Raw genomic sequence first — 21,638 nt, 5'->3', positions numbered from 1 at the left:
GGCTTCTTCGTTGCTTCCCGGGCAGCTGCAGGGAAGAAGCACTGGTCCAGGAAGCCACGGCGAAAGCTGCGCCGGTGACCTCGGAGCTTGCTGCTGTGGCCAGCAGGTCGTTGCGGACCTGGAAGAACCAGCGGCCGCGGCAGTTGAAGACGTGAAAGTCGCCGCCCGGGACGCTGCGAATCGGATCAAGTCCGAAGCGTCAAGCGGATCCGAAAATTTGCGCCATGATGCTAATGGCAGTTTCAACGAATCGAAAGATCAGCGTTAGCTGATCTACGCGTCGAAATGCCGAACCAAAGGTGTGCATGGTGCCCCTGAGCCATGCAACACGATCTATTTAGCGGGATGCATCAAAAAAATCGGGCAGTTCGGGGACCACAGTTATCACTACGTCGTACACTTTCCAATCCATGTCCTCGAGGGTCTTTCGAGCGTTCTGAATTTGCTCTACCGTCACCGTTGCCGTTTCCGGGACGATAAAGGCTTCGACATGCTGGACCTGGCCCAATTCGCGAACCCTGACGCGTCCAGCACGAACCCAGCCCAAGTGGGTCAAGCGTGCATCCATCTTGGGTATCAGGGGATGCGGATCAACTCCATTGACGCTCGTTGATCGGCGGTCGAGCAAATCCGCCGTTGCCGCTTTCGTGCTGTCCCATCCATCTTTGAGAATGCCGGCAGAGATCACCAATGCCGCAACGGAATCCAGCCACCATAGGCCCAGACCGATACCAGCGACGCCCACAACCGATGCGGCATTCGTCTGCCAATCCGCCTTGGCCATCTTGGAATCAGCAAACAGCAACTTATTGTGCAAGGGTTTGGCAACTTTGATCTTCAAATGCCCCAGGACCAGGGCCGGAGCGGCAATTACCGTCATGACACCCATCATCAGCCAGCCTTGCCAAATTGTATGGCCGAACAGATTCAGGGTTCCGATTGTTGGATGCTCAATCTTCACTAGGGCGGTCGCGGCCTCATAAGCAAGCATCGCTCCAACAACAAGTAATGCGACGCCGGCCACCAGATGTCCTGCTCCCATGGAGCGGTGGTAGCCGTAGGGGTGCTTGGGCTGCCGGGTTTTGCGAGTGAACTGCAAAGCAACGAGAAATGCCAGCTGTGGAAGGACCGAAAGGATGTCTTCCACCCACGCGGTGCGCATGGCTTGGGAGTTTCCGACAACCAAAGCCACGAGCGCGACGGTTATCACCGCGTATCCGATACTGATCCATTCCAGCTTCACAGCACGTCGCATGAGGTCCTGTTGGTGACGCGGTAGATGCGTACCCACCGATTTGTTCATGGCATCTCCTGCGTTTGATCAAGAAAGTGCTCAAGTTCGGAAAGAAATGCATTCTCTCCCGGGCGCACCAGCAAGATGATCAGATGTTCATTTCCGCGGTCATCGGTCCACGTGGTGTAGGGCCTGGTCATCCCGGCTTCTTCAGACCAAGGTGTCTTGGATGTAATGCCCCCGGCCACCATATCCAACGCTCCGTCCTCCAATTGCCCAACGAGTTGTTCTTCTCCCGCGACGGTCCACTCAATGCGGGCATGTAGCCGATCGGCGAAACTTTCGATGAGGATTATCTCCCGCCCCCGCGGCTCACCATTTTCGATCTGCACAAAGCCGGCATTGGGTGAAACACCTACCCGGAGGGTCTGGGACCGCACTGAATCCAGCGTGCCTTCTGGATCGGTCGGCATGCTCAGGCCGCAGCCAGACAGGACGCCTGCCACCCCCAACCCGGCCACGAATAACATCGCCTTAGAGCGCAGCATGTACCGCTTGAACATCGCTACTCCTTAAACCGCAGATCTCTTTTGCAGACCAAGGTACGCGCAGTGCAGGCGGCAAAGTACATAAACGAACTCGGTTTCGGCAAACTGTCAGTCAACTGGAAAATAACGTCGCCATGGCAGTCAGCCTGCTCGACAATTGGCCGGGCCTTCGCTATCGGCCCTCGCCGGAATCGCCAATGAGTCCGTCAGCGGGTGCCAAACGAACCGCGTAACAGGTCCAAGGCTTGGAATGCAGATGCTTGGCCGCACTTGGCACCGACCGGTAATTTCAAGAGCATGCATTCGGGACCCTGTCCTGAGCCTGCACGGCGGCAAGCGCGTTTCCCAGAAGTTCTTCTTCGTTCCCCGCTGTTCCGCCTCCCGTCGCAGCGGCGGCGCCGTCGGCATCGCACCACGAGGCTGCCATTGAAACCGGGGCGATGATTTATTGGCAGTGCCCCGACGCGGAGGAATTCCAGCACTGGTTACCGGCTCTGCAATTGCCACATCCCGATTCCCGTTCCGCGTTGCCTGGCCCCACTGGCGGCCTCGCTAGTACTTCCGCCACTGGACGCGAGCTCGCCGGAACGACGCGGGTATGGTAGGCAAGAATATGAGCCGGGGCGCGCAACCGCGGAGGCGAGGTTGCGTACTCGCAGTATCCCGTCTTACGAGTTAGGGGGTATTCTCGAAAGATCACTCCACGATGATCACCGAGCGCCAGCGGCGAAACCCGGGGAATCCTATTGCGGCTCAATGCATTAGGGCTTCGTGGGCGGTCACCATTATTCGGCGAGCTGCCATCAGCGGAGGAAAATATGGACACATCGAAAATACGCGTCCAGGTCGCACAACGCGTTAACGACCTGCTGCACTCTGATGCTGCACGACGGCATCTGATGACTTACGGATGGGTCGAGGGAATGCCGGTGGTTTTTGCAAGCCCCACTGAGTTAGTCGACGACGTCATGGGTCTGGTCGGCGTCCACGGTCGCGCTGTCTTGCTGGCCGTCTACAGTGAGCACACCGATGAGTTCGTACTATGGCATGTCACTATCCCCAGCCCGATCTTTAACAGAGTCCCGGCCTTGGGCGCTGCGACAACCTTGGCTGATCTCTGCGTCAGATCTGCGAAAAACAGGCTTATTGCATTTCGTGTCTCTTTCTGGACGCATAGCGCGTCAATCCACGAAATTCCCTGCTTTGTGAGCAACGACAGGAACCTCGCAGCCAACCCATCCTTGTCCAATAAACGCTAGTCCGCACGGGCGCGAGTGCTCGGGAACCTCCGAAGTCCCTGAGACAAGTTCCCCAGCTCTATCGGACCCGAGGTCTGCTCGAGTCGCGCCCTGCATATGAGCGGGGGAAGCCTCTTCCCGTGGAAGCGTAGCGCCTCTTGTCCGGACGTCTTCGCGCTTGGTCCCCTGGCCGGGCGACAGCGACCTGGAGGGTGCTGGTCGCCGATCGGTTACGGTTTGACTAGCGAAAACAAGAAATTTGTTCACCGGGATGCTGCTGCAGGGAGCGGCGGTTAGGCACCGCCGATTTTGTGTCTGTCGATTTCGTCTCGATGGTTCCTGATGAATTGGACGGAAGCCTTGAACGCCTAGAGCAATTGTCCTAGCTTGAAATATCCAACCATTGCCAAGGACGAGGCGGAAACACTGATGAATATGCCCGAATCGGATTCTGCGGAAAACCAAACCCAACTAACGGTAGACAACCCTGTCACCCGTTACCCAAAGATTTCACCGCCGAAGCAAGACCAGCCCGAACCAGGCTTGGATGCCAAGTTGGAACCGCAAGCTGACCATGGAGAAAGCTCCTACACGGGGACTGGAAGGCTCAAAGGGCGCAAAGCATTGATCACCGGTGGGGATTCAGGAATCGGAGCCGCCGTGGCAATCGCCTTCGCAAGGGAAGGCGCCGACGTTGCCATTGCCTATCTCCCTTCAGAGGAAGAAGACGCCCAAAAGATCATTGAGGACATCCGAAAGCAGGGCCGAGTCGGTGTGGCGCTGCCAGGAGACCTGCTCGAGACTAACTACAGGAATTCGTTGGCAGATGCTGCGGCGCACAAGCTTGGAGGCCTCGACATCCTGGTCAACAATGCCGGCAAGCAGATAGCCATCGAAAAACTCGAGGATCTCACCGACGAACAAGTGCTGGAGACATTCCAAGTCAATATCCTCGCGATGTACACGATCACCCGTGCCGCGCTGAAATATCTGCCTGACGGAGCAAGCATCATCAATACCACGTCGGTTCAAGCCTACGACCCGTCACCGACACTACTTGATTACGCGTCTACAAAAGCCGCCATCAACGCCTTCACCAAGGGGCTCGCGGTTCAGCTAGCGCCTAGGGGAATTCGGGTGAATGCAGTGGCACCGGGCCCCATCTGGACGCCCTTGCAAGTGTCGGATGGCCAGCCGAAGGAGAAATTGCCCAAGTTCGGGCACAATGTGCCCTTGGGCCGGGCCGGGCAACCAGCAGAATTGGCTCCAGCCTATGTTTTCTTGGCATCGGCTGAATCCAGTTATGTTGTCGGCGAGACCTTGAACGTCAATGGCGGCAAATATACGCCCTGAACGACATGCTGAAAACAGCTGATCAGCGAAATAGCTGCTCCGAGCATACAGGCACAACCAATGCCCCAATCGCTGAAGATAGAAAGGGATTCTCCAAATGAGCAAGCCCGAGAATAATCCTCTACCCGGGAACGACGATCAAGAGGCTCAGAAAGATCCTCGCGAGACGGATAAGGCAGCCGCAACGTCGAACCCGGATCCCCTCGAGCAGATCATCACCGGCCTTGAGCCCGGTGGCGGGGTTCCTCCGGGAGAGACGCCTCCGGGGGAAGGATCCATGAGCCAAGACCAAGGGCACGAAGAGTAGAGCACCGCGAGCGGCATCTAACCGCTCAAAGGAACGCCCAAAGCTGCCACCCGCAGCGTGGCTCAGCAGGATATACGAGCGCTGCGGTTCTGGATGTTGCTCAAGCAGCGCAGGGCGGTTTGAGCTAGCGGATACCGCGCACAATCTGGAACGGAAGTGCCTAGACCTCGTACATGCCGCCCTGCCATTCCATGTACACCGCCTACGGGCGGTGTTGATGAGCAGCACAAGTACAGCCCCGGGATGTCCAGCCGGTACGGGACCAGAGAAACAACGGGACGAAAAATTGCTGGGTACCGCGTAGAGATCCCTCGCCGGTGTCTCCACCGATGAGATTCGGGTTCCACCATTCCAGTTGAGCCGGGGTGGTCTCGACACGAGGCAGCATACGGTCGCGAATTCCTGGGGCGAAGCGTTCAATTTGCACATCTATCAGGCCACCAGCGCGCCCGGAGTATCAGTTGGGGACATCGGCGTAGGACCTCACAACGTATTGCCCTGTGGGGCTCGGGAACGGCCGACGGAGGATGGTTGCACCACCATGACAAATGGGCGTCGTGGTATTTCGCTTAGCCAGGCTCTTCGTTCCGCCTCGATAATCCATTCGGCATTGCCACCGACGTGCCCCGTGCCGGCGTGCGCTGCGCGTTCGTCACCCCAGTGCATCGGGGCATCCAACAGGTAGTCGAGCTTAGAGGCGGTGGTTCCAAACCGCCAGCGTTCAAGATGTCTCCTGTAGCGATCCGGCAGGGCGCCTCCGGTTGCTTCCAGGTTCTGCCTGAGTTCGAGGTCAGGCAGGGTGATCTCAGCGGCGTGCAACTGGGAACGACGGCGGATCTCGGTCTTCGGATGGATTTGCACGCTCCTATTCTGAGCTGCTTCGAGCAACGCAGAGATGATGGCCCAGATTCCACCTTGGGCGACTGTCCATCCCCAGGATTGGCCGAGCGTCTTCTCGAACCGTTGCACATGCAAAAGCTCTCCGGGTTCTTCCCGCCATCTCAAGGAGTCGATTATTTTTGACGGTCGGCACCTTCGGAAAAACACACGACGGCGATCACAGCGCGCTGGGAGGCAAAATCCTGGGGACGTCTCGCGCCCCGACGCGGCCGCCGACAAACCGACAGCATAATGTTCGGGACGGTTGTGCTACATCAGCATCTCGGCATGGGCGTTGTGCAGCACGTGGCTGATGGAACCTTCCAGAAACGCCGCCCGTTGCCGCATCGCACCGTTTCCCGTTTCCAGCAGGTTGCGCAACGAATGCACCACGAAGTCGTAATCCCCATTGCTGCGCAATTCGGTCTCGATCACGTGCAGCAGGCGGTGCACATGTTCAACGGTGGGCACCGCGTTCCCGGACAACGGGTCCAGCTGATTCCCCTCGATTCCGTGCTTGGCCGCCTGCCACAGTGCCAGGTCCAATAGCTCCGGCAGGAAGACCGGCAACGGCGCCTCTCCGGCCACCGCGGTATCTACCAGCGCCCTGGTCAGCACGGCTAGCAGCACCGCGTCATACGCGCGTAGCTGCGTATCGGCCACCCGCAGTTCAATGGTCGGATAGTTCTCCGAAAGACGTACCGCCCACCCGATATGCCCATGGTCCAGCACCGCTTCGGTGCCTAGGATCGACCCCAATCGCGACTCGTAGTCCTGCTCATCGGTGAAGCTGGGCGGGACCCCCTGAACCGACCATTTCCGGTAGTGAATGGTCCTCCAGGAGGAGAAATTGCTATCGCTCCCGCGCCAGATCGGTGAGTTGGCGCCCAATGCGCAGAGTAGCGGAAGCCATGGCCTCAGAAAATTCAGCGCCCGGACCCCTGAACGCCGGTCCAAGATCGAGACGTGGATATGCAGTCCGCAAATGTAGTGCTCCGCGGCGATACCGGACAGCCGCAACCCGATCTCCTTATAGCGCAGGGTGTCGGTGAACGACGGAGGATTCTGCGGAATCATCGGGGCCGCACCGATCCCGACCACCAATAATCCTGCCTCCGCGGCTTGCCGGGCCAGGGCGATGCGGAAACCTCTCAGCTCGGCCAGGGCTTGGTCACGGTCCTCGCAGACCGAACTGGCATACTCCAACTGGCAGGCGAGCAATTCATGCTGCACCAGCCCCTCGCTCCGGATGCCCGACAACTGCCTAAACGGTTTGAGATCCACCGCAGCCGGCAGGCAGGTCCGCTCATCGATCATAAAAAATTCCTCTTCAATGCCGAAGCTGCTCATGATGTACTTCTTTCTTGAGATGTCCCTGCGCGTACCGGGATTCCGGCCACGCCGGAGCAGCCTCCGAAGGCTAGGCGAAGCGCTCCCAGACCCGGTGGGCTGAGAGCAGCGTCGTCACCTGCTCGGGCACTTCGTCTGCCGGGACGGTGGCCACCCCGGGAACCCGGCCATCGATTCCGGCCACGGAAAGAACTTGGGCCGCGGCATCATCAAGGCAAAGGATCGCTTTGCTGTGCCGGTACATTTCCTGCACAAACATCACCACACGGGGATCAACCGACTGGCTAGCGTCCAGCGCCGCGCCTGCCTTGGCATCCAGCGGTGGATGGGCGTCGCCGGCTGGCGGCAATGACCCGCAAAGCACCACGGCATCAGCCTCGATGGAACGCGCCGTCAGGTAGGTCCGATCGATCTGGACACCGGGGGCGATCTTGCCACCGGCGGAGGAGACCAGTAGCGGCGTCAAACCGGCTTTCGTCAGCGCCGACGCAAGATCCGCCATTCCCTCCGGACTTGATTGATCAAAAATTATCGCGACCTTGCGCCCAGCTACCGGCCAGGTACCGCCGATCTGGGACAGCGCCGGGCTCAGCGGTGCGTCCGGAGTTTGTTGTTGCGGCTCTGGAAGCGCAAGCCCCAGCACGGTGGCCACAGCTTGGGCCAGGTCCAAGTCGATTTCCACCAGGCACTGCAGCTGGCGCTCGCGCACCGCGGTGTTGGTGCATTTGCCCAGTTCAAAAGAGTATGCCTGCTTCACGTGGGCTTGCTCGGTATTGCTTAAGCTGCGGTAGAACAGCCGCGCCTGGCTGAAATGGTCTGAGAAGCTGGCAGGTTCGCCCCGTTGTTTGGTGCCGGCGGGCACCGGTTGCGGGTAGTCCAGCGGCGGAAAGGTGCCTTCCTGCAGCTGGCCCATGACGGGGCATCCGCCGTCAACGGAGTTCGGTTTGTACGGAGCGATGCCTTCAGGGACGTAATGCTGGTGGAACCCGTCCCGCAGGTTGTCATTGATCGGCGAGCGCGGTGCATTGATCGGGATTTGGGCGAAGTTTGGTCCGCCCAGCCGCGTCAGTTGCGTATCCAGGTAGGAAAACAGCCGGGCCTGCAGCAGAGGGTCGTCGGTGACGTCAATGCCCGGAACAAGGTGTCCGGGGTGAAAGGCAACCTGCTCGGTTTGCGCAAAATAGTTTTCCGGGTTCCGGTTCAGGACCATCTTGCCAAGCATCTGGACCGGTGCCAGTTCTTCAGGGACGAACTTCGTCGGATCCAGAAGATCAATACCTTCAAAAACTGAGGTACCGTCGTCGTCGAAGATTTGCACACCAAGTTCCCATTCAGGGAAGTTCCCGGACTCGATTGCTTCGGCAAGGTCGCGACGGTGGTAGTCGGGATCTGCGCCCGCGGTCATTTGAGCTTCTTCCCACAACTGCGAATGCACTCCCAAGCGTGGCTTCCAATGGAATTTGATCAGCGATGCACGGCCGCCGGGGCCGATCAAGCGGAAAGTGTGTACCCCGAAACCCTCCATCATGCGCAACGACCGGGGAATTCCTCGATCGCTCATGTTCCACATGGTGTGCGCTTGCGCCGGGGTGTGCAGGGACACGAAGTCCCAAAAGGTGTCGTGGGCTGACTGCGCCTGCGGGATCTCTACGTCGGGGTGTGGTTTGACCGCGTGAATGACATCCGGGAATTTGAGGCCGTCCTGTATAAAAAACACCGGCATATTGTTGCCCACCAAGTCGAAAACGCCTTCTGAGGTATAAAACTTGGTTGCGAAGCCCCGGGTGTCGCGTGCGGTGTCCATGGATCCGCGAGAGCCGACCACCGTAGAGAACCGGACGAAAACCGGAGTTTCACGGCCCGGCTGAAGAAAGTCAGCTATGCACAGATCCGCGGCAGTGCCGTAACTGGTGAATATTCCGTGTGCGCCGGCACCACGGGCGTGAACCACCCGTTCGGGGATCCGCTCATGATCGAAGTGCATGATCTTTTCACGCAGGTGGTGATCCTGCAATAAGGTTGGCCCGCGCTCTCCGGCTTTTAACGAATGGTCGGTATCCGCGACAGGCGCCCCTTGGCTGGTGGTCATGGTTTCGGAATCTTGCCCTTGGACGGGTTCCGCCCGATGGGCATCGGGGCCGGACTGGTGTGGCAAAGGATGGTTCATAACACGCTCCTATCGGAATTATTGCGGAACCCAGCTCGTGAAAAATCCTCAAAACAGTGCTCGGCTGGCCTCCGCTGAGTCACGTTCTGCCACAGTAGGTTTTGGTTTGTATTTTTGCTACAAGGCGATAAGACTCCCAAGCTTCTCCCATATTGGGGTATTCAGAGTCGATACGCTGATGCGAGGCGCGGACCGTACGGTTTCCACAAATCGATCGCCACTTGGACCACCAGCATTCTCGCAGGGAAAAATTAGGCTCGGCCGCATACGGTTCCATCATCTGCAGCTAATACCGCGCATTCCCGGATCCCCGCACCAACTTCGTGATCGGTCAAGTCGCTGTCGCGGCGAAGGAGAATTCGAGGTTGGCAGGGCTGTTCGCAGTCATTGGCCTTGATCCGCCCCGGTGGTTTTGTTGCACTGGGCGCATATCAGCGCTGACGCGTTGCACACGCAGGGGAACACCGCGAACGGTCCAGCCCCGCGACTGGCACCGCAACGATCGCAGATGCCGCCGCGCTAGTCCTAACGAGGGCGGCGGGCAGATCGGGTCCGTAGGCTGAGCAGTCTGCGGAAGCTGAGAGGAGCTCGGAACGCGGTTGCGCGCGGGATGCAGAAGCTATCTGCAGATCGGCAACATTCCTGATGTCAGTGCGGCAAATCTCCATCGTTCTCGGCAAATGCCAGACATCGACGTTTGCTCCCACGTGTGCAGCCGGCATGCTACCGGCCAGCCTAAAATACACCTGCGGAAAACGACGTAACCCATTGGCAGGAAGTGTGGTGTGCGCGGTACAGGTGTGAAGGATTCAGTGGTTTTTCTTCCGTGGCGGCAAACCTGCAATTCAGCGTGGCTTTAAGGCACGGGCCGGGTTCCGGTTCCCGGATCTCCAACTCCCGCCGTGCCGAAATTCCAAGACCGGAAGCAACACTGGGCAAATCTCCGGAGCGGAGAAGCGGTTCAAGGCATTGCCGACCTCCTTGATCATAGGGGCGCTGATATGTTGATTCAGCCAACGATGCCGCTTCAAAGCCCCGGCTCGGACCCTCCGAGATTGCGGGCTGGCTTGCGCCTCGACCAGTTCTTCGTTGCGGGTTTTGAACCCCGCGCATAATGGGTGGCCACCCCGCCGTCCGTCGCTGTTGTACGAAAGTACGCCAAACCCTGCTCCGGCCTGCCATCGATCCGAGGTACGGGCATGGGAAATCCCTAACCAGCCAGAGCGCCGGCATCCCCGCGCGGGAATGTTGACCTGGCAGAAGATCCACGCCAAACCCGATACCTGGAATCGGTGTGGAGGCTAGCCTGCCACCGGCGGGTTCAGCCTCGCCGACAGTGCAAAGGGCACCCCATCATGTGCAACTGGCAGTTGGATTGAGGGGCTTCGAATTGAACATTAACCAGTCCATCGACATGGCACCGCATGAGAGCGGTCGACGAGCCAAAAACCCTAGGCATCGATGTTTGATTGCGAGTGCTCTGCGGATGGGGTGGATGAACCACGAGCGGGACAGGCTCTGCGTGCACGCTATCCCGAGCCGATGTAGAGCGGCGAGAAGTCAGCCGGAGGCCCGTCGCCCCGCTTGGCGCGCCGCGTAGGTTCCGAAGTTCCCCGATGTCCGGTGCATCTGGTTCTGAACGCCAGCGCTCAAACCGAGCCCTGGAAGATTTGCGTCCGGTGGCTGGGATCCTTAACACTGATGATCTGGAGTGCCTATCCCCTTCGTGGAAGGAGACAGGCACTCGGAAACACAATGCATCTAGGGTTTACGGGTTTCAGCGCTGATGAACCAGGCTTGCTGTTCGAGCTGGGCGATGTACTCGTGCAAGATATCCGCGGAGGTGGCATCGGCTTCATCAACCGTGTCGTGAACCTCGCGCATCACCCCGACCACGGTTTCCAACGCTGAAACAATCGTGTCGACTGCGTGGGTGGTGAGAATTTCACCGGTTTCCGGCTGGTCGATCGTGCTGTATTTCGCCAGTGTCCCGGCTAATCCATCCGGGGTCGCGTGCAAGGCACGCATGCGTTCTGCAATCTCGTCCGATCCTTCGCGTGCGATGTTCACAATTTCATCGAGGTTTTTGTGCAAATCCCTGAAATTCGGTCCGACAATGTTCCAGTGGGCTTGCTTGCCCACCAGCTGGAGGTCGATGAAATGGACAAGAACCCGTTGCAAGGCATCCGTAAGTTCTACGGTAGCGGTGAAGCCGCTTTCGGCGTTTTCCTGTGCGGTGGTTCGTGCCGGGGTTTTCTGTTTTTTGTCAGTCACGGTTCGTTCCACTTTCTGCTTGCCGTACATTTTGTTGCCACTACCAGCACCTGGCGGGTGCAGATAGCCGCATCTGGATCTGCAGCGTTCAATCTACCGAGTTGGCCACCTGCGTCCTTCCGCCGGCACATGGGAATCTCCCCACCCATGGGGTATTGCTCAGCGCAGCTGAAAGGCAACAAGAGAGCCAGCTAATTAATAGATTGCCGACTGCATGCTAAGCATCGTACGGGAGGAGCAGAGAGAAAAAACTTGGCGCGATTTTTGTTCAGGCAGCGTTCAGTTTCATCAACGCCGTACCGTGCGCAGTGAACTGCACACTGCCTGCGCGCCGAACCAGTCCTGTGAATTCTCGGGGCGTTCCTGCGTGCCACGGCAATTTTCCTGGCTGCGACGTAGTGTGGGGTCATCCGGGCCAGAGCGCCACGGAGAATCTAGCCACTAGCCATTGAGCGAAAGGTGTGACATGACGGAGAATTTCGAGGACCACAAGGAAACTGTCGGCCCGGATCAAACACCAGATGCGAACGGAGAAAACCACTCGGTTCCCGACCCCGACAACGACCAATCGTCACCGATACCGTTCGCGCATGACGAGGAGTCATCGGAGAAAGAGCACTAGGGCATCAACATTTTTTATCGGCTTTGAACGATGTTGAATCTAAACCGATCCAGGCCCGAGCAACACAAGGTTTGATACCTGCGTTGCTCGAGCCTGGGTCGTTTATTGATGACGTCCCCGCACCGTGGCCGATATCGCGCCCGGTCAGGGCGAAGCTCGCCCGGTAGCCGCGGCCCCGGGGCCTTCGGGGTCGGAGGTTCGGCCTATCGGTTGGAGACCTTCACCAGCTTGCGGTTGACGAACTCTTCCATCCCGTACTTGCCCAGTTCCCGGCCGATCCCCGAGCGCTTCACCCCGCCGAAGGGAAGTTCCGCGGCGGTTCCCGACGGCTCGTTGATGGCAACCATGCCTGCCTCCAGCTGGTCAGCGATCCGGTGAGCCCGGTCCAGGTCTTGGGTATGGATTGAGGCACCCAAACCGTAGTCGCTGTTGTTGGCCAAGGCGATGGCCTCTTCCTCGCCGTCAACCTTGTAGAGCACCGCAACCGGGCCGAAGAGTTCCTCGGAGAACGCCCGCATCTGCGGGGTGACATCAGCCAGGATGGTGGGTTCGAAGTACGCACCGTCTCCGGAAACCGGCTTGCCGCCAGCCAGCACCGTAGCGCCCTTGGAGATGGCGTCTTCTACCTGGGCCGCCAGACCCTGCTGGGCCGCCGCTGATGACAGCGGTCCCAGGAAGGTGTCCTTCTGCGTTGGATCGCCGGACTTGATGCCGGCGACCTGCTCGGTCAGCGCCTGGGCAAACTGGTCATAAACTTCAGCATCAACAATGAATCGTTTGGCCGCATTGCAGGCTTGTCCGGTGTTGCCGAAGCGGGCGCGCAGTCCAAGTTTTGCCGTGCGTGCAATATCCGCATCGGGAAGCACCACAAACGGATCCGAGCCGCCAAGTTCCAGCACGATCTTTTTCAGGTTGCGCCCGGCGATTTCCGCCACGGCAGAACCTGCGCGTTCGGAACCGGTCAGCGAAACACCTTGAATCCGCCGGTCCGCAATGATGTCCGCTACCTGATCATTGGTGGCAAAAATGTTCACGTACAGTCCCTGGGCCGCACCGGCTTCCTTGAAGATCCGCTCCATGGCCAGGGCGGATTCCGGGCACTGCGGAGCGTGCTTCAGCACGATGGTGTTCCCGATCATCAGGTTCGGGGCGGCAAATCGTGCAACCTGGTAATACGGGAAGTTCCACGGCATGATGCCCAGCAACGCACCCACTGATTCCTTGCGAACCACCGCCGTGCCTCCGCTGGCTACCTCCAGCTGCTCGTCTTCCAAGAACTTGGGGCCGTTCGTAGCGTAGTAGCGATAGATGGAGACAACGATCCCGATTTCTCCGAGGGACTGGCTAATGGGCTTGCCCATTTCACGGGTGATGATCGCGGCCAGTTCGGCGGCCCGCTCCTCATAGATATCCGCGACCTTGTTCAGCAACGCAACACGCTCGTCCAGCGCGGTTTTGCTCCACTGAGAATGCGCGGCATCCGCGCTCGCCAACGCCTGCTGAATCTGCTGGTCCGTGGCCGTGGGGTAGGTCGCTTCGATGACCCCGGTTGCCGGGTTGGTCACTGCGTACTGGCTCATATTGCTCCTAGCTGACGTTGGTTGCGCTCGGATGTCCAAGCGTTCTGCCTTGTCCAGCGTTTCATGTTCACCACTGAAGGGACAGCGTTTCTGGCGTTTGATCCTTCCTGTTCGCAACCGATGAAATTTGGAAGCCATAAGTGAACAGGGAAACAATCAAGGGTGTTGGGCTCTGCCCCTAGCGGGGACGCATCCGAAGTCATAGAATGAAAAGAAAATACCGCAATACGAAAGTTGGAATCGTGGCTGAATACTCCACTCCCCTCACCGTGGGCCAGCAGGCTCCGTCGTTCTCGCTTCGCAACACCGAGTCCGAGACGGTCTCCCTGGCCGACTACGCCGGCAAAAACGTCATCGTGTACTTCTACCCGAAGGCCGCAACCCCCGGGTGCACCACCGAAGCCTGCGACTTCCGCGACAACCTCAACTCGTTGCGCTCGGCCGGATACTCGGTCCTGGGAATCTCCCCGGATGAGCCCGAAGCCATCAGCCAGTTCGCAGCCGATGAGTCCTTGAACTTCCCGCTGCTTTCCGACCCGGACAATGAGGTCGCCAAGGCCTACGGCTCCTTCGGCGAGAAGAGCTTTGGCGGAAACACCTTTGTGGGCACCTTGCGCTCCACCGTTGTGGTTGATCCGACCGGCGCCATCAGCCACGTCGAGTACGGTGTGGACGCCCAAGGCCACGTATCGCGCCTGCGCGAGGAGCTGGGTGTGTAAACGCCGGCGAACACAAAACTACGTGCAAAAGAGCTGATGGCGGTGGGGACCCACCGCCATCAGCTTTGGCATTTGCAGAAACAGGCTCTCAAAATCAGCTCACGGTCATTGCCTAGGTCCGAGAACTGACACGAACCTGGTGTCCCCGGAAGCCTGCAACGCGGGTAATTTACCCTGCTGATAGGCGATGGTGCTGCGTTTGTAGATCTTGGTGAACAGGGACAGATCCACCGAATTCACACCTTTGAGCGCAGAGATCTCGCGGACCGTGGTGTAAAGCTCCGCGAGATTGCGCACGGCGCTTTGAATCTGGAGCCGTCCGGCGACATTGACCGCCCACCGGGTGCTAGGCAGGTCGGCGAGGTAACGCCCCACCCGATCAACATCACTGATGTCCACCTCAACGGTGACCAGGCCCTCTACCGGATAACCAATGTCTGCCGGGTCAAGGACCGCACGGACAAACAACACCCCGTCGTTGATCAACGACTCAATCTTGCGACTGGCGGTGGTTTTGGAGACACCCAAACCGCTGGCCATCTCTTCAATGGTCAGGCGTCCGTTATCACGCAACAGGGTAATCAGCTTTCGTTGCGAATCATCCAGCACCGCGGGAGCCGAGGAAGAGTATCCGGTGACGAAACGCGGGTCCTCGGCCGGGCTGAGCTGCTCGTACTGTTCGGTGCTCAGGATATCCGGGCGCCATCCCGAAACGGTCCGGTAGTACTCAAACACCGGATTCAGCGAGAAATCACGGACCCCTTCCACGCGGGCCAGCTGCTCATAGAGGAACTCATTAACCTGCTCTTGGGGAAGGAACACTTCCACCGCGCAGCTGCTGGACCCGGCCAGCGAGCTGATCCAGTGCGTTTGTTCACGCCCTGCCAACCAGCTCGCGACCGCATCCATCAACGCAGGCTCGACATCCACCCGCAGCATATACAGGTCGACCCGTGCCAGCGCTGTGGGGCTGGGAAAAGATTGGACCCGAAGTAGACCGGAGGCCAACATCTTATTGGCCCGACGTGACACGGTGCGTTCTTGCTGGCCCAGCACCTCCGCAATGAGCCGGTAGGGGGCCCGCCCATTGCGAATCAGCGCGGCCACGATCTGTCGGTCTAACTCATCGGTCATAGGACATATCTTTCCATGTGCGGTGGCGGTCCTTTAATCCGCCACCGCGAGTCACACCGCGTTCAGCGTCCCAGGTACTCCAGCAGGACGGCCACGGCGGCGCCGGTTCCGTTGATCACGGAGAGTTCGGCATCCGGGGCGAACTGCGGCGAGTGGTTGCCCGCAGGGCTGGCACCGTCGGCAAAATCCGCTTCGGCGAATCCGCCGAAGGCCCAGAAGACCACCGGAACACCGATTGCATCCCCGAGCCATCCGGCATCTTCCGAACCCATGCCCAGCGGCGCCGCAATGACCGCGTCCTCGCCGAATCCGGCCTTGAGAGCCTTGCTGACGCGGTCGGTGTGCTCGGCGTCGTTGAACAGCCGCGGGAAGCGGTTGATTTCCACGATGCCCGGGGCACCGATGCCGGAGGCCTGCGCCTCGGCGGCGACGATGCGCTCGATCGAACCCAAGACCTTGGTCCGGACTTCCTCATCCGGGGTACGCACGTTCAGGCTGAACTCTGCGGTTTCCGGGATGATGTTTTCCTTCAGGCCCGCGTGGAAGGTCCCAACGGTCACCACGGCCGGGGTGTTCGGAGATAATTCACGTGAAACAATGGTCTGCAGGCGCATCACCATGGAGGCCGCGGCAACAATCGGGTCCAGCGAGACCTCGGGCTGCGAACCGTGGGCCTGACGCCCACGCACCGTGATCCGCCACGAATCGGCCAGGCTTGCCATGTTGCCGGCACGCAGCGAGAACTTGCCTGCCTGCATCGGCATCACGTGCTGGGCCAAGACCACATCCGGGCGCGGGGCCTTATCCCACAGGCCATCGTCAACCATGGCCTTGGCGCCATAGGCGGTTTCTTCGCCTGGCTGGAACAGGAAGACCACGGTCCCCTGCCACGCCTCGCGCCGATCGCTCAGGTACGCGGCCGCCGCCAGGGCTGCGGTGATGTGGGTATCGTGACCGCAACCGTGCATGGTCGGTGCTTCCTTGCCGTCTGGCAGGATACCGGTCGCGGTGCTGGCATAGTCCAGGCCGGTCTCTTCGGCAATCGGCAGACCGTCGGTGTCGGCGCGGAAGCCCACTACCGGGCCTTCGCCGTTGCTCAGCAAACCGACCACACCGGTTTTTCCGGAGCGGAAATGCTCGATTCCCAGTTCATCCAGGCGGGCTTCAATCGCTTCGGCCGTGCGGTGCTCCTCGGAGGACAGTTCCGGGGATTGGTGGAAGGTCTTGTACATCTGCACGTGTTCTGCAACAAACTTCGCGCTGGCTTCAAGGCCCTGAGCAAGCTGAACGGTGTCTTGAATATCGGTCATGATCTGTCCTTTTCGAATCTTTGGAACAAAATTAGCGGGAAATCTAGTAGTTAGTGGCCGACCGACGGCGGCGCTTGCTCAGCCTGCGTGTCGTCGGTGCGCTTGCGGGCGAACCAGGCGATAACGATCACCAGCACCACGCTGATTGCGGTGGCAAAGTTGGTCAGCGCCGGGGCAAACTCCACCACGCCAAACACTACAACTGCCGCCACGGCGGCGGCGATGATCGTGGTGCGCAGGTTCTTCATGGCGACCACGGTCTGGACGGTGACCGCGCCGAACACGGCGGCCAGGATGTACAGGCGTGCCACGGTGATCATGGATTCTGGCAGCAGGCCCAACAACCAGGTGCCCAATATGCCGACAAAAATGATCAGTGTGATGATGTGGACCGTTGCGGCGCCAATGATGGCCGCTCCGGCAATCAGCTCGGCACGGCGGGTGCCTGGCTTTTCCTTCAGGTCGGTCTGCGCGATGATGGCCGCCGGCAGCAGCTTGTTGGCGATATTGCCGATCATGAACGCCTGGTACATGGCCGAGCGTCCAAGAATCGGATAGTAGGAGATCGGTTCAACAATGGCGATGATGCCGAAGGTGGCGAACACAATGGCGAAAGCCTGCCAGACTTCCTGTCCGGTAATACCCAAGCCGGTACCGAAGGCGGCAAACAACGCCGCCGCAAGGGAGATCAGGAAACCGAGTCCCAGGGTAATAGGCCCCCAGATGGAGGTGGTGCGGTCGAATTGGGCGAGCCCGGACAAGTTTGAGTTCTGAGTAGACATGAGTTTTTCTCCAGGGCTCGGTTAGGCGGTAGCCAGGAAGGCGGCGGCAAGGGCAACAAAGATCGCGATTCCCAGGCCCCATTCACGCAGCCAGGGTTTGTTCAGGTACTTGGCTCCGAGCAGGCACAGGGCCATGACGGCGCCGGAGACCAGCACCGTGAGCAAGTGATTTCCGGACTTGACGGTTTCGGCGAACATCAGGGTGAAGAAGGCGGCAAGGATCGCAGCGGTTGGGACCACCGTCATGATGGCTGGATTAACCTTGCGAAGGGTTTTGTCGCCCTTGGCCATCAGCGGGGTGAGCACCAGCGCGGTGAGCATCCACACCAGGCCGCCAAGTGTCATCGCCGCGAAACCGATGGCGAAAACCTTCTGGGTGTAGGTCGGGCCGCCCAGCTCGGCGCCCAAGCTCTGCGCCGCCAGGCCAGCGGCGGCCACGTCGAATGCCGCGGAGCCGACCAGGCCGATACGAGTCAGTACCGCCGGGGTGCCAAACAGCGGAAGAAGTGAAATGGCAACAAGGGCCACGGCCAGCGAGGGGCCAATGGCGGCGATGCCGCCGCGGCGTACCGAGCTTTTGATCTGCTCATCTGTGAGGTCTGCCGCGGAGGCCGCCTTGCGGATGGCGCGCAGGTAGATGATCGATTGGAGTGCGATGACGGCGAAAACCGCGACGGCGCAGATCCAGAGAACAGGATGAAAATACACTGGGCCGAGGTCAGTGGAACCCGGGTCTACGGCGAAGCGTTGCATTCGCACTCCTTGAGCTTGTGATTTATTTGTAACACGACGGAAACAATATGTGATCTACGTCATTTCCGATTAACCCAATGAAATGCCGCTCAGTGCCCATAAGTCAAGATTACGAGCGTAATAATGTCGATTTTTTCTTTTTTGAGCTGATTTGAGGGCCCGGTGAGATCAGCCGAAGACCGCAAAAACTCTTTAGATCCGCGTCATCTCGGGGTGTGGAATCGGGTTCCGTGCTAGAAGATGGATCTGCACGCCAACACACCCCTTGGCTACCATGGGAATGACTCCGTCTCACCGGGCCCATCCCTGCGACAGCGCTCACCGCATCCACCGCATCCCCCGAGGTCCATGAAAACCATCCGCTCACGCCTTGAAATTCCAGTCCTGCTCGGAACTCAAACCCTGTTCAACATTGGTTTCTACGCGGTGGTGCCGTTTCTGGCGGTGGTGCTCACCGAAGATTTCCTGCTGGCCGCCACAGCGGTGGGGCTGATCCTCGGCATCAGGACCTTTGCGCAGCAGGGATTGTTCCTTGTGGGAGGCAGCCTCGCGGACCGCTTCGGGGCGCGAAGCATGATCCTCATTGGCTGCGCGGTGCGCGCAGCCGGGTTCTTCACGTTGGCCGCCTCATTATGGCCGGCCACCCCGAAACTGTGGATGTTCATCGTAGGAACACTGCTCACCGGCTTCGGCGGTGCGCTGTTTTCACCGGGCCTGAACATCCTGGTTGCCACGGCCCAGAACAACCGCGACAGCCAGCTGCCGACAGGTGCCAGAAGGGCGACACTATTCGCCTGGTTGAGTATTTGCGGAGAGCTCGGCGCGGTCACCGGTCCGCTGATCGGCGCAGCCTTGTGGGGCTGGGGCTTCTCCACCGTTGCAAGTTTTGGCGCGATATTCTTTCTTGCGGTGGGTCTTTTCCTGGCCGTGACCCTTCGGCGTCGCACCGGCCCGAACCATCACCGGCAACACGACACGGCTGCATCCTCCCACCCGGGAAGCCTGCGTCGATGCCTGTCCGACCGGAAGTTCGCGGCGTTCTGCGCACTGCATGCCTCGGATTTACTGGCCTACAACCAGCTGTACCTGGCTATCCCGTTGGAGCTGGCGCGGTTGGGGCAACCAACCCAGTGGCTAGGGCTGGTTTTTGCTTGGATTTCCATCCTGACCTTGGGACTGCAGTTACCGGTGGCATGGCTGGCGGCCCGGCTAGGTGCTGCCAGGACCTTGCGGTGCGGTTATCTGCTCAGTGCTACGGGTTTCATGGTCATTGCTTTTGTCCCGCCAGCAATCTTTGGGCGGCTTGACGCACCAGTTCACCTGCTGGTCGCCATTACGTTCCTGACGTTGGGGCATATGAGTGTGCATCCCACCGCATTGTCGCTAGTCCCCAAATTCGCTGGTTCCAACGCCACCGGTTCCTATTTCGGCCTGCTCTCCAGCTGCGGCGGCCTGGCAGTATTGCTGGGAAATATCGCCATTGGCTGGTTGCTGAGCCAGGCCGCGCTTGGCACGGTACCTGGCTCGATCCCCTGGCTGGTTCTCGCCATCCCCTTGGTTCTGGCCGCGTGGGGCGCAGCCCGGATAGTGCGTCACCGTGAGTTGGCTTCGGCGCCCGGGCTAAAAGGCAATATATGACATCAATGTCAGAGCAAACTTCCATGCGCCTCACCAACTGAGCACTACTCACCGGCGGGTCTTAAACCAGGACGCGCTGGCAGGGTTAGCGCCCCGCGTTAGCCTCCACACGTACTGGATAAATCAATACTCACTTAGGGTACGCTTACGAAGGCTCTAACGCTTTAGTAGCCGCTTCATCACGTAATACCTAAGGATTTCCATGAACACTGGACGTTTGAGTGTCGCCGCCGGCATAGCGGCCGTCGCCCTCGCCCTGACCGCCTGCAGCTCGTCCACAACGAGCGCTGCTCCCTCGCAATCCGCGGATCCGGAGGCCCGCGCAGTGGTGGCGAATTTCCGTGCGCCGGTGTCCAACTGGGCTTTGGAAAGTGATGACGCCTACGTGCTGTCTATCGCTGGATGCTTGGAAACCCTCGCGAAATACGACCAGACCGAGCAAAAAGTCGAGCCAATGCTGGCGGAATCGTGGACCCAGTCCTCGGATACCGAATGGGACTTTGAACTTCGCCAAGGTGTCACCTTCCAGGATGGCACCGCCATGGATGCCACCGCCGTAGCCGCCTCGCTGAACCATGTGCTGGAGGCAACCGCTCCGGCCCGCGCGGTTAATCCGAAAACCATCAGCAGGGTTGAAGCACTGGACGCAGATACCGTCCGGATCACCACCCCTGCAACCGACCCGTTGCTTCCCTACCGGATGGCCAGCGTCAATGCGGGCATCCTGGCTCCTGCCGCCTACACCGCCAAGGGTATCGACCCCTTCGGCAAGTGCACCGGCCCCTTCACTCCGATCTCTGAAAAAGCCGGTCAGTCCTTGACCCTTGACCGCAATGAGAACTACTGGGATGGCGAGGTGAAACTGGCTGGCGGCGAAATCCGCTACATCACCGAGGGCGCCACCCGTGCAACCCAGGTCCAGACAGGTGAAGCCGACATTTCAATGTCCATCCCGGCTACCAGCTTGGCCACCCTTGAGGCAGATGACGCAGTGAACGTGCTCAAGGCCGATTCACCGCGTACCGCTACGCTGTACCTGAACAATTCCCGCGCTCCATTCGACAACGTGGATCTGCGCAAGGCCGCAACCATGTCGCTGGATCTTCCGGCCATCGCCGCCAGCATCTACGAAGGCGCCGCCCAGCCGGCCACCGGCCCCTTTGCTCCCACCGAGCCTTGGGCCAACACCGAGCTGAGTGTTCCAGCGGTCAACATCGAGGAAGCCAAAAAGCTGGTGAGCGAGTCCGGCTACCAGCAGGAGAAGCCGTTGGAGATCATCGCCATCACCGAGCGCGCTGAGTTCGCCGGGGTAGGCGCCATCATCCAGGAACAGTTCAAGCAGATCGGGCTGGAAGCCAACGTGGTGACCAAGTCCTACGGTGCGGTCGAGCCCGAGGTCCTGGCCGGCAACTACGACATGATCCTCAGCCAGCGCAACCGGATGATCGATATCGCCGATCCGATTGGATTCCTGCAGGCCGACTACACCTGCGACGGCGGCTACAACCTGAGCCACTACTGCAACAAGGACTACGACGCGCTGATCGCCCAGGCACTGGTGGAAGGCGATCAGGCCAAACGCCACGATCTGTACCGCCAGGCCGGAGACATCCTGGCCGCAGATGCGGCCAACGTCTGGCTGGTCAACGAGCAGGCAATCGACGGGGTGGGCAATTCGGTTCAGGGGTACGTGCAGGACCCGCTGACCCGCTACGTGCTGACCAAGGATCTGGCGAAGACCCAGTAACTT

Annotated in this window: 17 protein-coding genes; 6 read left to right on the top strand and 11 right to left on the bottom strand. The window is 59.6% G+C overall.

The window, feature by feature from the left end:
- Window positions 1-337 precede the first annotated feature (337 nt).
- Window positions 338-1,303: a cation diffusion facilitator family transporter gene (locus ACIOWL_RS03875; RefSeq protein ID WP_400381879.1), complete on the bottom strand. Its 966-nt coding sequence runs from the start codon at window positions 1,301-1,303 to the stop codon at window positions 338-340.
- Window positions 1,300-1,797, bottom strand: coding sequence for a transporter substrate-binding domain-containing protein (locus ACIOWL_RS03870; protein WP_400381877.1), 498 nt, complete (start codon window positions 1,795-1,797; stop codon window positions 1,300-1,302). Before ACIOWL_RS03870 ends, ACIOWL_RS03875 begins: the two co-directional genes overlap by 4 nt.
- Window positions 1,798-3,455: 1,658 nt before the next feature.
- Here ACIOWL_RS03870 and ACIOWL_RS03865 point away from each other — a divergent pair.
- A complete protein-coding gene (locus ACIOWL_RS03865) occupies window positions 3,456-4,373 on the top strand; it encodes an SDR family oxidoreductase (protein WP_400382392.1) in 918 nt (305 codons plus the stop codon).
- Between the two features lie 97 nt (window positions 4,374-4,470).
- Window positions 4,471-4,680: a DUF6480 family protein gene (locus tag ACIOWL_RS03860; RefSeq protein WP_400381875.1), complete on the top strand. Its 210-nt coding sequence runs from the start codon at window positions 4,471-4,473 to the stop codon at window positions 4,678-4,680.
- Window positions 4,681-5,163: 483 nt separating this feature from the next.
- Here the strand turns inward: ACIOWL_RS03860 and ACIOWL_RS03855 are convergent, their stop codons facing one another.
- From ACIOWL_RS03855 to ACIOWL_RS03840, 4 genes are all read right to left on the bottom strand, one after another.
- Complete coding sequence (locus ACIOWL_RS03855; RefSeq protein WP_400381873.1) at window positions 5,164-5,541, bottom strand: hypothetical protein; 378 nt, start codon at window positions 5,539-5,541, stop codon at window positions 5,164-5,166.
- Window positions 5,542-5,829: 288 nt separating this feature from the next.
- Window positions 5,830-6,909 (bottom strand): YbdK family carboxylate-amine ligase, encoded by a 1,080-nt coding sequence (locus ACIOWL_RS03850; RefSeq protein WP_400381872.1) that lies wholly within the window; start codon window positions 6,907-6,909, stop codon window positions 5,830-5,832.
- Window positions 6,910-6,979: 70 nt separating this feature from the next.
- Window positions 6,980-9,076: a catalase gene (locus tag ACIOWL_RS03845; protein WP_400381870.1), complete on the bottom strand. Its 2,097-nt coding sequence runs from the start codon at window positions 9,074-9,076 to the stop codon at window positions 6,980-6,982.
- A 1,761-nt stretch (window positions 9,077-10,837) separates the two neighbouring features.
- The gene (locus tag ACIOWL_RS03840; RefSeq protein ID WP_400381868.1) at window positions 10,838-11,380 is read right to left on the bottom strand and encodes a Dps family protein; all 543 of its coding nucleotides are present in this window, start codon (window positions 11,378-11,380) and stop codon (window positions 10,838-10,840) included.
- A 436-nt stretch (window positions 11,381-11,816) separates the two neighbouring features.
- Between ACIOWL_RS03840 and ACIOWL_RS03835 the strand changes: the two genes are divergently transcribed.
- Complete coding sequence (locus ACIOWL_RS03835; protein WP_400381866.1) at window positions 11,817-11,972, top strand: hypothetical protein; 156 nt, start codon at window positions 11,817-11,819, stop codon at window positions 11,970-11,972.
- A gap of 203 nt (window positions 11,973-12,175) precedes the next feature.
- Here ACIOWL_RS03835 and ACIOWL_RS03830 read toward each other — a convergent pair whose 3' ends face one another.
- Window positions 12,176-13,552, bottom strand: coding sequence for an NAD-dependent succinate-semialdehyde dehydrogenase (locus ACIOWL_RS03830; protein WP_400381864.1), 1,377 nt, complete (start codon window positions 13,550-13,552; stop codon window positions 12,176-12,178).
- 206 nt (window positions 13,553-13,758) lie between these two features.
- On the opposite strand from ACIOWL_RS03830, the gene bcp reads away from it, so the two are divergent.
- Window positions 13,759-14,271 (top strand): thioredoxin-dependent thiol peroxidase, encoded by a 513-nt coding sequence (gene bcp, locus ACIOWL_RS03825; protein ID WP_400381862.1) that lies wholly within the window; start codon window positions 13,759-13,761, stop codon window positions 14,269-14,271.
- 105 nt (window positions 14,272-14,376) lie between these two features.
- Here the strand turns inward: bcp and ACIOWL_RS03820 are convergent, their stop codons facing one another.
- The 4 genes from ACIOWL_RS03820 to ACIOWL_RS03805 all read right to left on the bottom strand — a co-directional run bounded on the left by ACIOWL_RS03820 (window position 14,377) and on the right by ACIOWL_RS03805 (window position 18,250).
- Entirely contained in the window at window positions 14,377-15,405 is a 1,029-nt protein-coding gene (locus ACIOWL_RS03820) for an Lrp/AsnC family transcriptional regulator (RefSeq protein ID WP_400381860.1), read from the bottom strand.
- 62 nt (window positions 15,406-15,467) lie between these two features.
- Window positions 15,468-16,715 (bottom strand): amidohydrolase, encoded by a 1,248-nt coding sequence (locus ACIOWL_RS03815; RefSeq protein WP_400381858.1) that lies wholly within the window; start codon window positions 16,713-16,715, stop codon window positions 15,468-15,470.
- A 50-nt stretch (window positions 16,716-16,765) separates the two neighbouring features.
- Complete coding sequence (locus tag ACIOWL_RS03810) at window positions 16,766-17,497, bottom strand: hypothetical protein (protein WP_400381856.1); 732 nt, start codon at window positions 17,495-17,497, stop codon at window positions 16,766-16,768.
- Between the two features lie 21 nt (window positions 17,498-17,518).
- Window positions 17,519-18,250, bottom strand: coding sequence for a DUF5058 family protein (locus ACIOWL_RS03805; RefSeq protein WP_400381854.1), 732 nt, complete (start codon window positions 18,248-18,250; stop codon window positions 17,519-17,521).
- 348 nt (window positions 18,251-18,598) lie between these two features.
- Between ACIOWL_RS03805 and ACIOWL_RS03800 the strand changes: the two genes are divergently transcribed.
- Window positions 18,599-19,888 carry an MFS transporter gene (locus ACIOWL_RS03800; RefSeq protein ID WP_400381852.1) on the top strand — a complete coding sequence of 430 codons (1,290 nt, stop codon included), beginning with the start codon at window positions 18,599-18,601 and terminating at the stop codon, window positions 19,886-19,888.
- 202 nt (window positions 19,889-20,090) lie between these two features.
- Window positions 20,091-21,635 (top strand): ABC transporter substrate-binding protein, encoded by a 1,545-nt coding sequence (locus ACIOWL_RS03795; protein ID WP_400381850.1) that lies wholly within the window; start codon window positions 20,091-20,093, stop codon window positions 21,633-21,635.
- Window positions 21,636-21,638: the final 3 nt, after the last annotated feature.

It is taken from the genome of Glutamicibacter sp. NPDC087344, assembly GCF_044744225.1.
Taxonomy (GTDB): domain Bacteria; phylum Actinomycetota; class Actinomycetes; order Actinomycetales; family Micrococcaceae; genus Glutamicibacter.
The sequence above is the reverse complement of the archived record's forward strand: the minus strand, read 5'-3'. Positions and strand labels throughout refer to the sequence as shown.

Coding starts and splice junctions, on each gene's coding strand:
- ACIOWL_RS03810 (WP_400381856.1), bottom strand. CDS start 17,497: ATGTCTACTCAGAACTCAAACTTGTCCGGGCTCGCCCAATTCGACCGC.
- ACIOWL_RS03865 (WP_400382392.1), top strand. CDS start 3,456: ATGCCCGAATCGGATTCTGCGGAAAACCAAACCCAACTAACGGTAGAC.
- ACIOWL_RS03795 (WP_400381850.1), top strand. CDS start 20,091: ATGAACACTGGACGTTTGAGTGTCGCCGCCGGCATAGCGGCCGTCGCC.
- ACIOWL_RS03845 (WP_400381870.1), bottom strand. CDS start 9,076: ATGAACCATCCTTTGCCACACCAGTCCGGCCCCGATGCCCATCGGGCG.
- ACIOWL_RS03870 (WP_400381877.1), bottom strand. CDS start 1,797: ATGTTCAAGCGGTACATGCTGCGCTCTAAGGCGATGTTATTCGTGGCC.
- ACIOWL_RS03830 (WP_400381864.1), bottom strand. CDS start 13,552: ATGAGCCAGTACGCAGTGACCAACCCGGCAACCGGGGTCATCGAAGCG.
- ACIOWL_RS03875 (WP_400381879.1), bottom strand. CDS start 1,303: ATGAACAAATCGGTGGGTACGCATCTACCGCGTCACCAACAGGACCTC.
- ACIOWL_RS03850 (WP_400381872.1), bottom strand. CDS start 6,909: ATGAGCAGCTTCGGCATTGAAGAGGAATTTTTTATGATCGATGAGCGG.
- ACIOWL_RS03820 (WP_400381860.1), bottom strand. CDS start 15,405: ATGACCGATGAGTTAGACCGACAGATCGTGGCCGCGCTGATTCGCAAT.
- bcp (WP_400381862.1), top strand. CDS start 13,759: ATGAAAAGAAAATACCGCAATACGAAAGTTGGAATCGTGGCTGAATAC.
- ACIOWL_RS03840 (WP_400381868.1), bottom strand. CDS start 11,380: ATGTACGGCAAGCAGAAAGTGGAACGAACCGTGACTGACAAAAAACAG.
- ACIOWL_RS03815 (WP_400381858.1), bottom strand. CDS start 16,715: ATGACCGATATTCAAGACACCGTTCAGCTTGCTCAGGGCCTTGAAGCC.
- ACIOWL_RS03860 (WP_400381875.1), top strand. CDS start 4,471: ATGAGCAAGCCCGAGAATAATCCTCTACCCGGGAACGACGATCAAGAG.
- ACIOWL_RS03835 (WP_400381866.1), top strand. CDS start 11,817: ATGACGGAGAATTTCGAGGACCACAAGGAAACTGTCGGCCCGGATCAA.
- ACIOWL_RS03800 (WP_400381852.1), top strand. CDS start 18,599: ATGAAAACCATCCGCTCACGCCTTGAAATTCCAGTCCTGCTCGGAACT.
- ACIOWL_RS03805 (WP_400381854.1), bottom strand. CDS start 18,250: ATGCAACGCTTCGCCGTAGACCCGGGTTCCACTGACCTCGGCCCAGTG.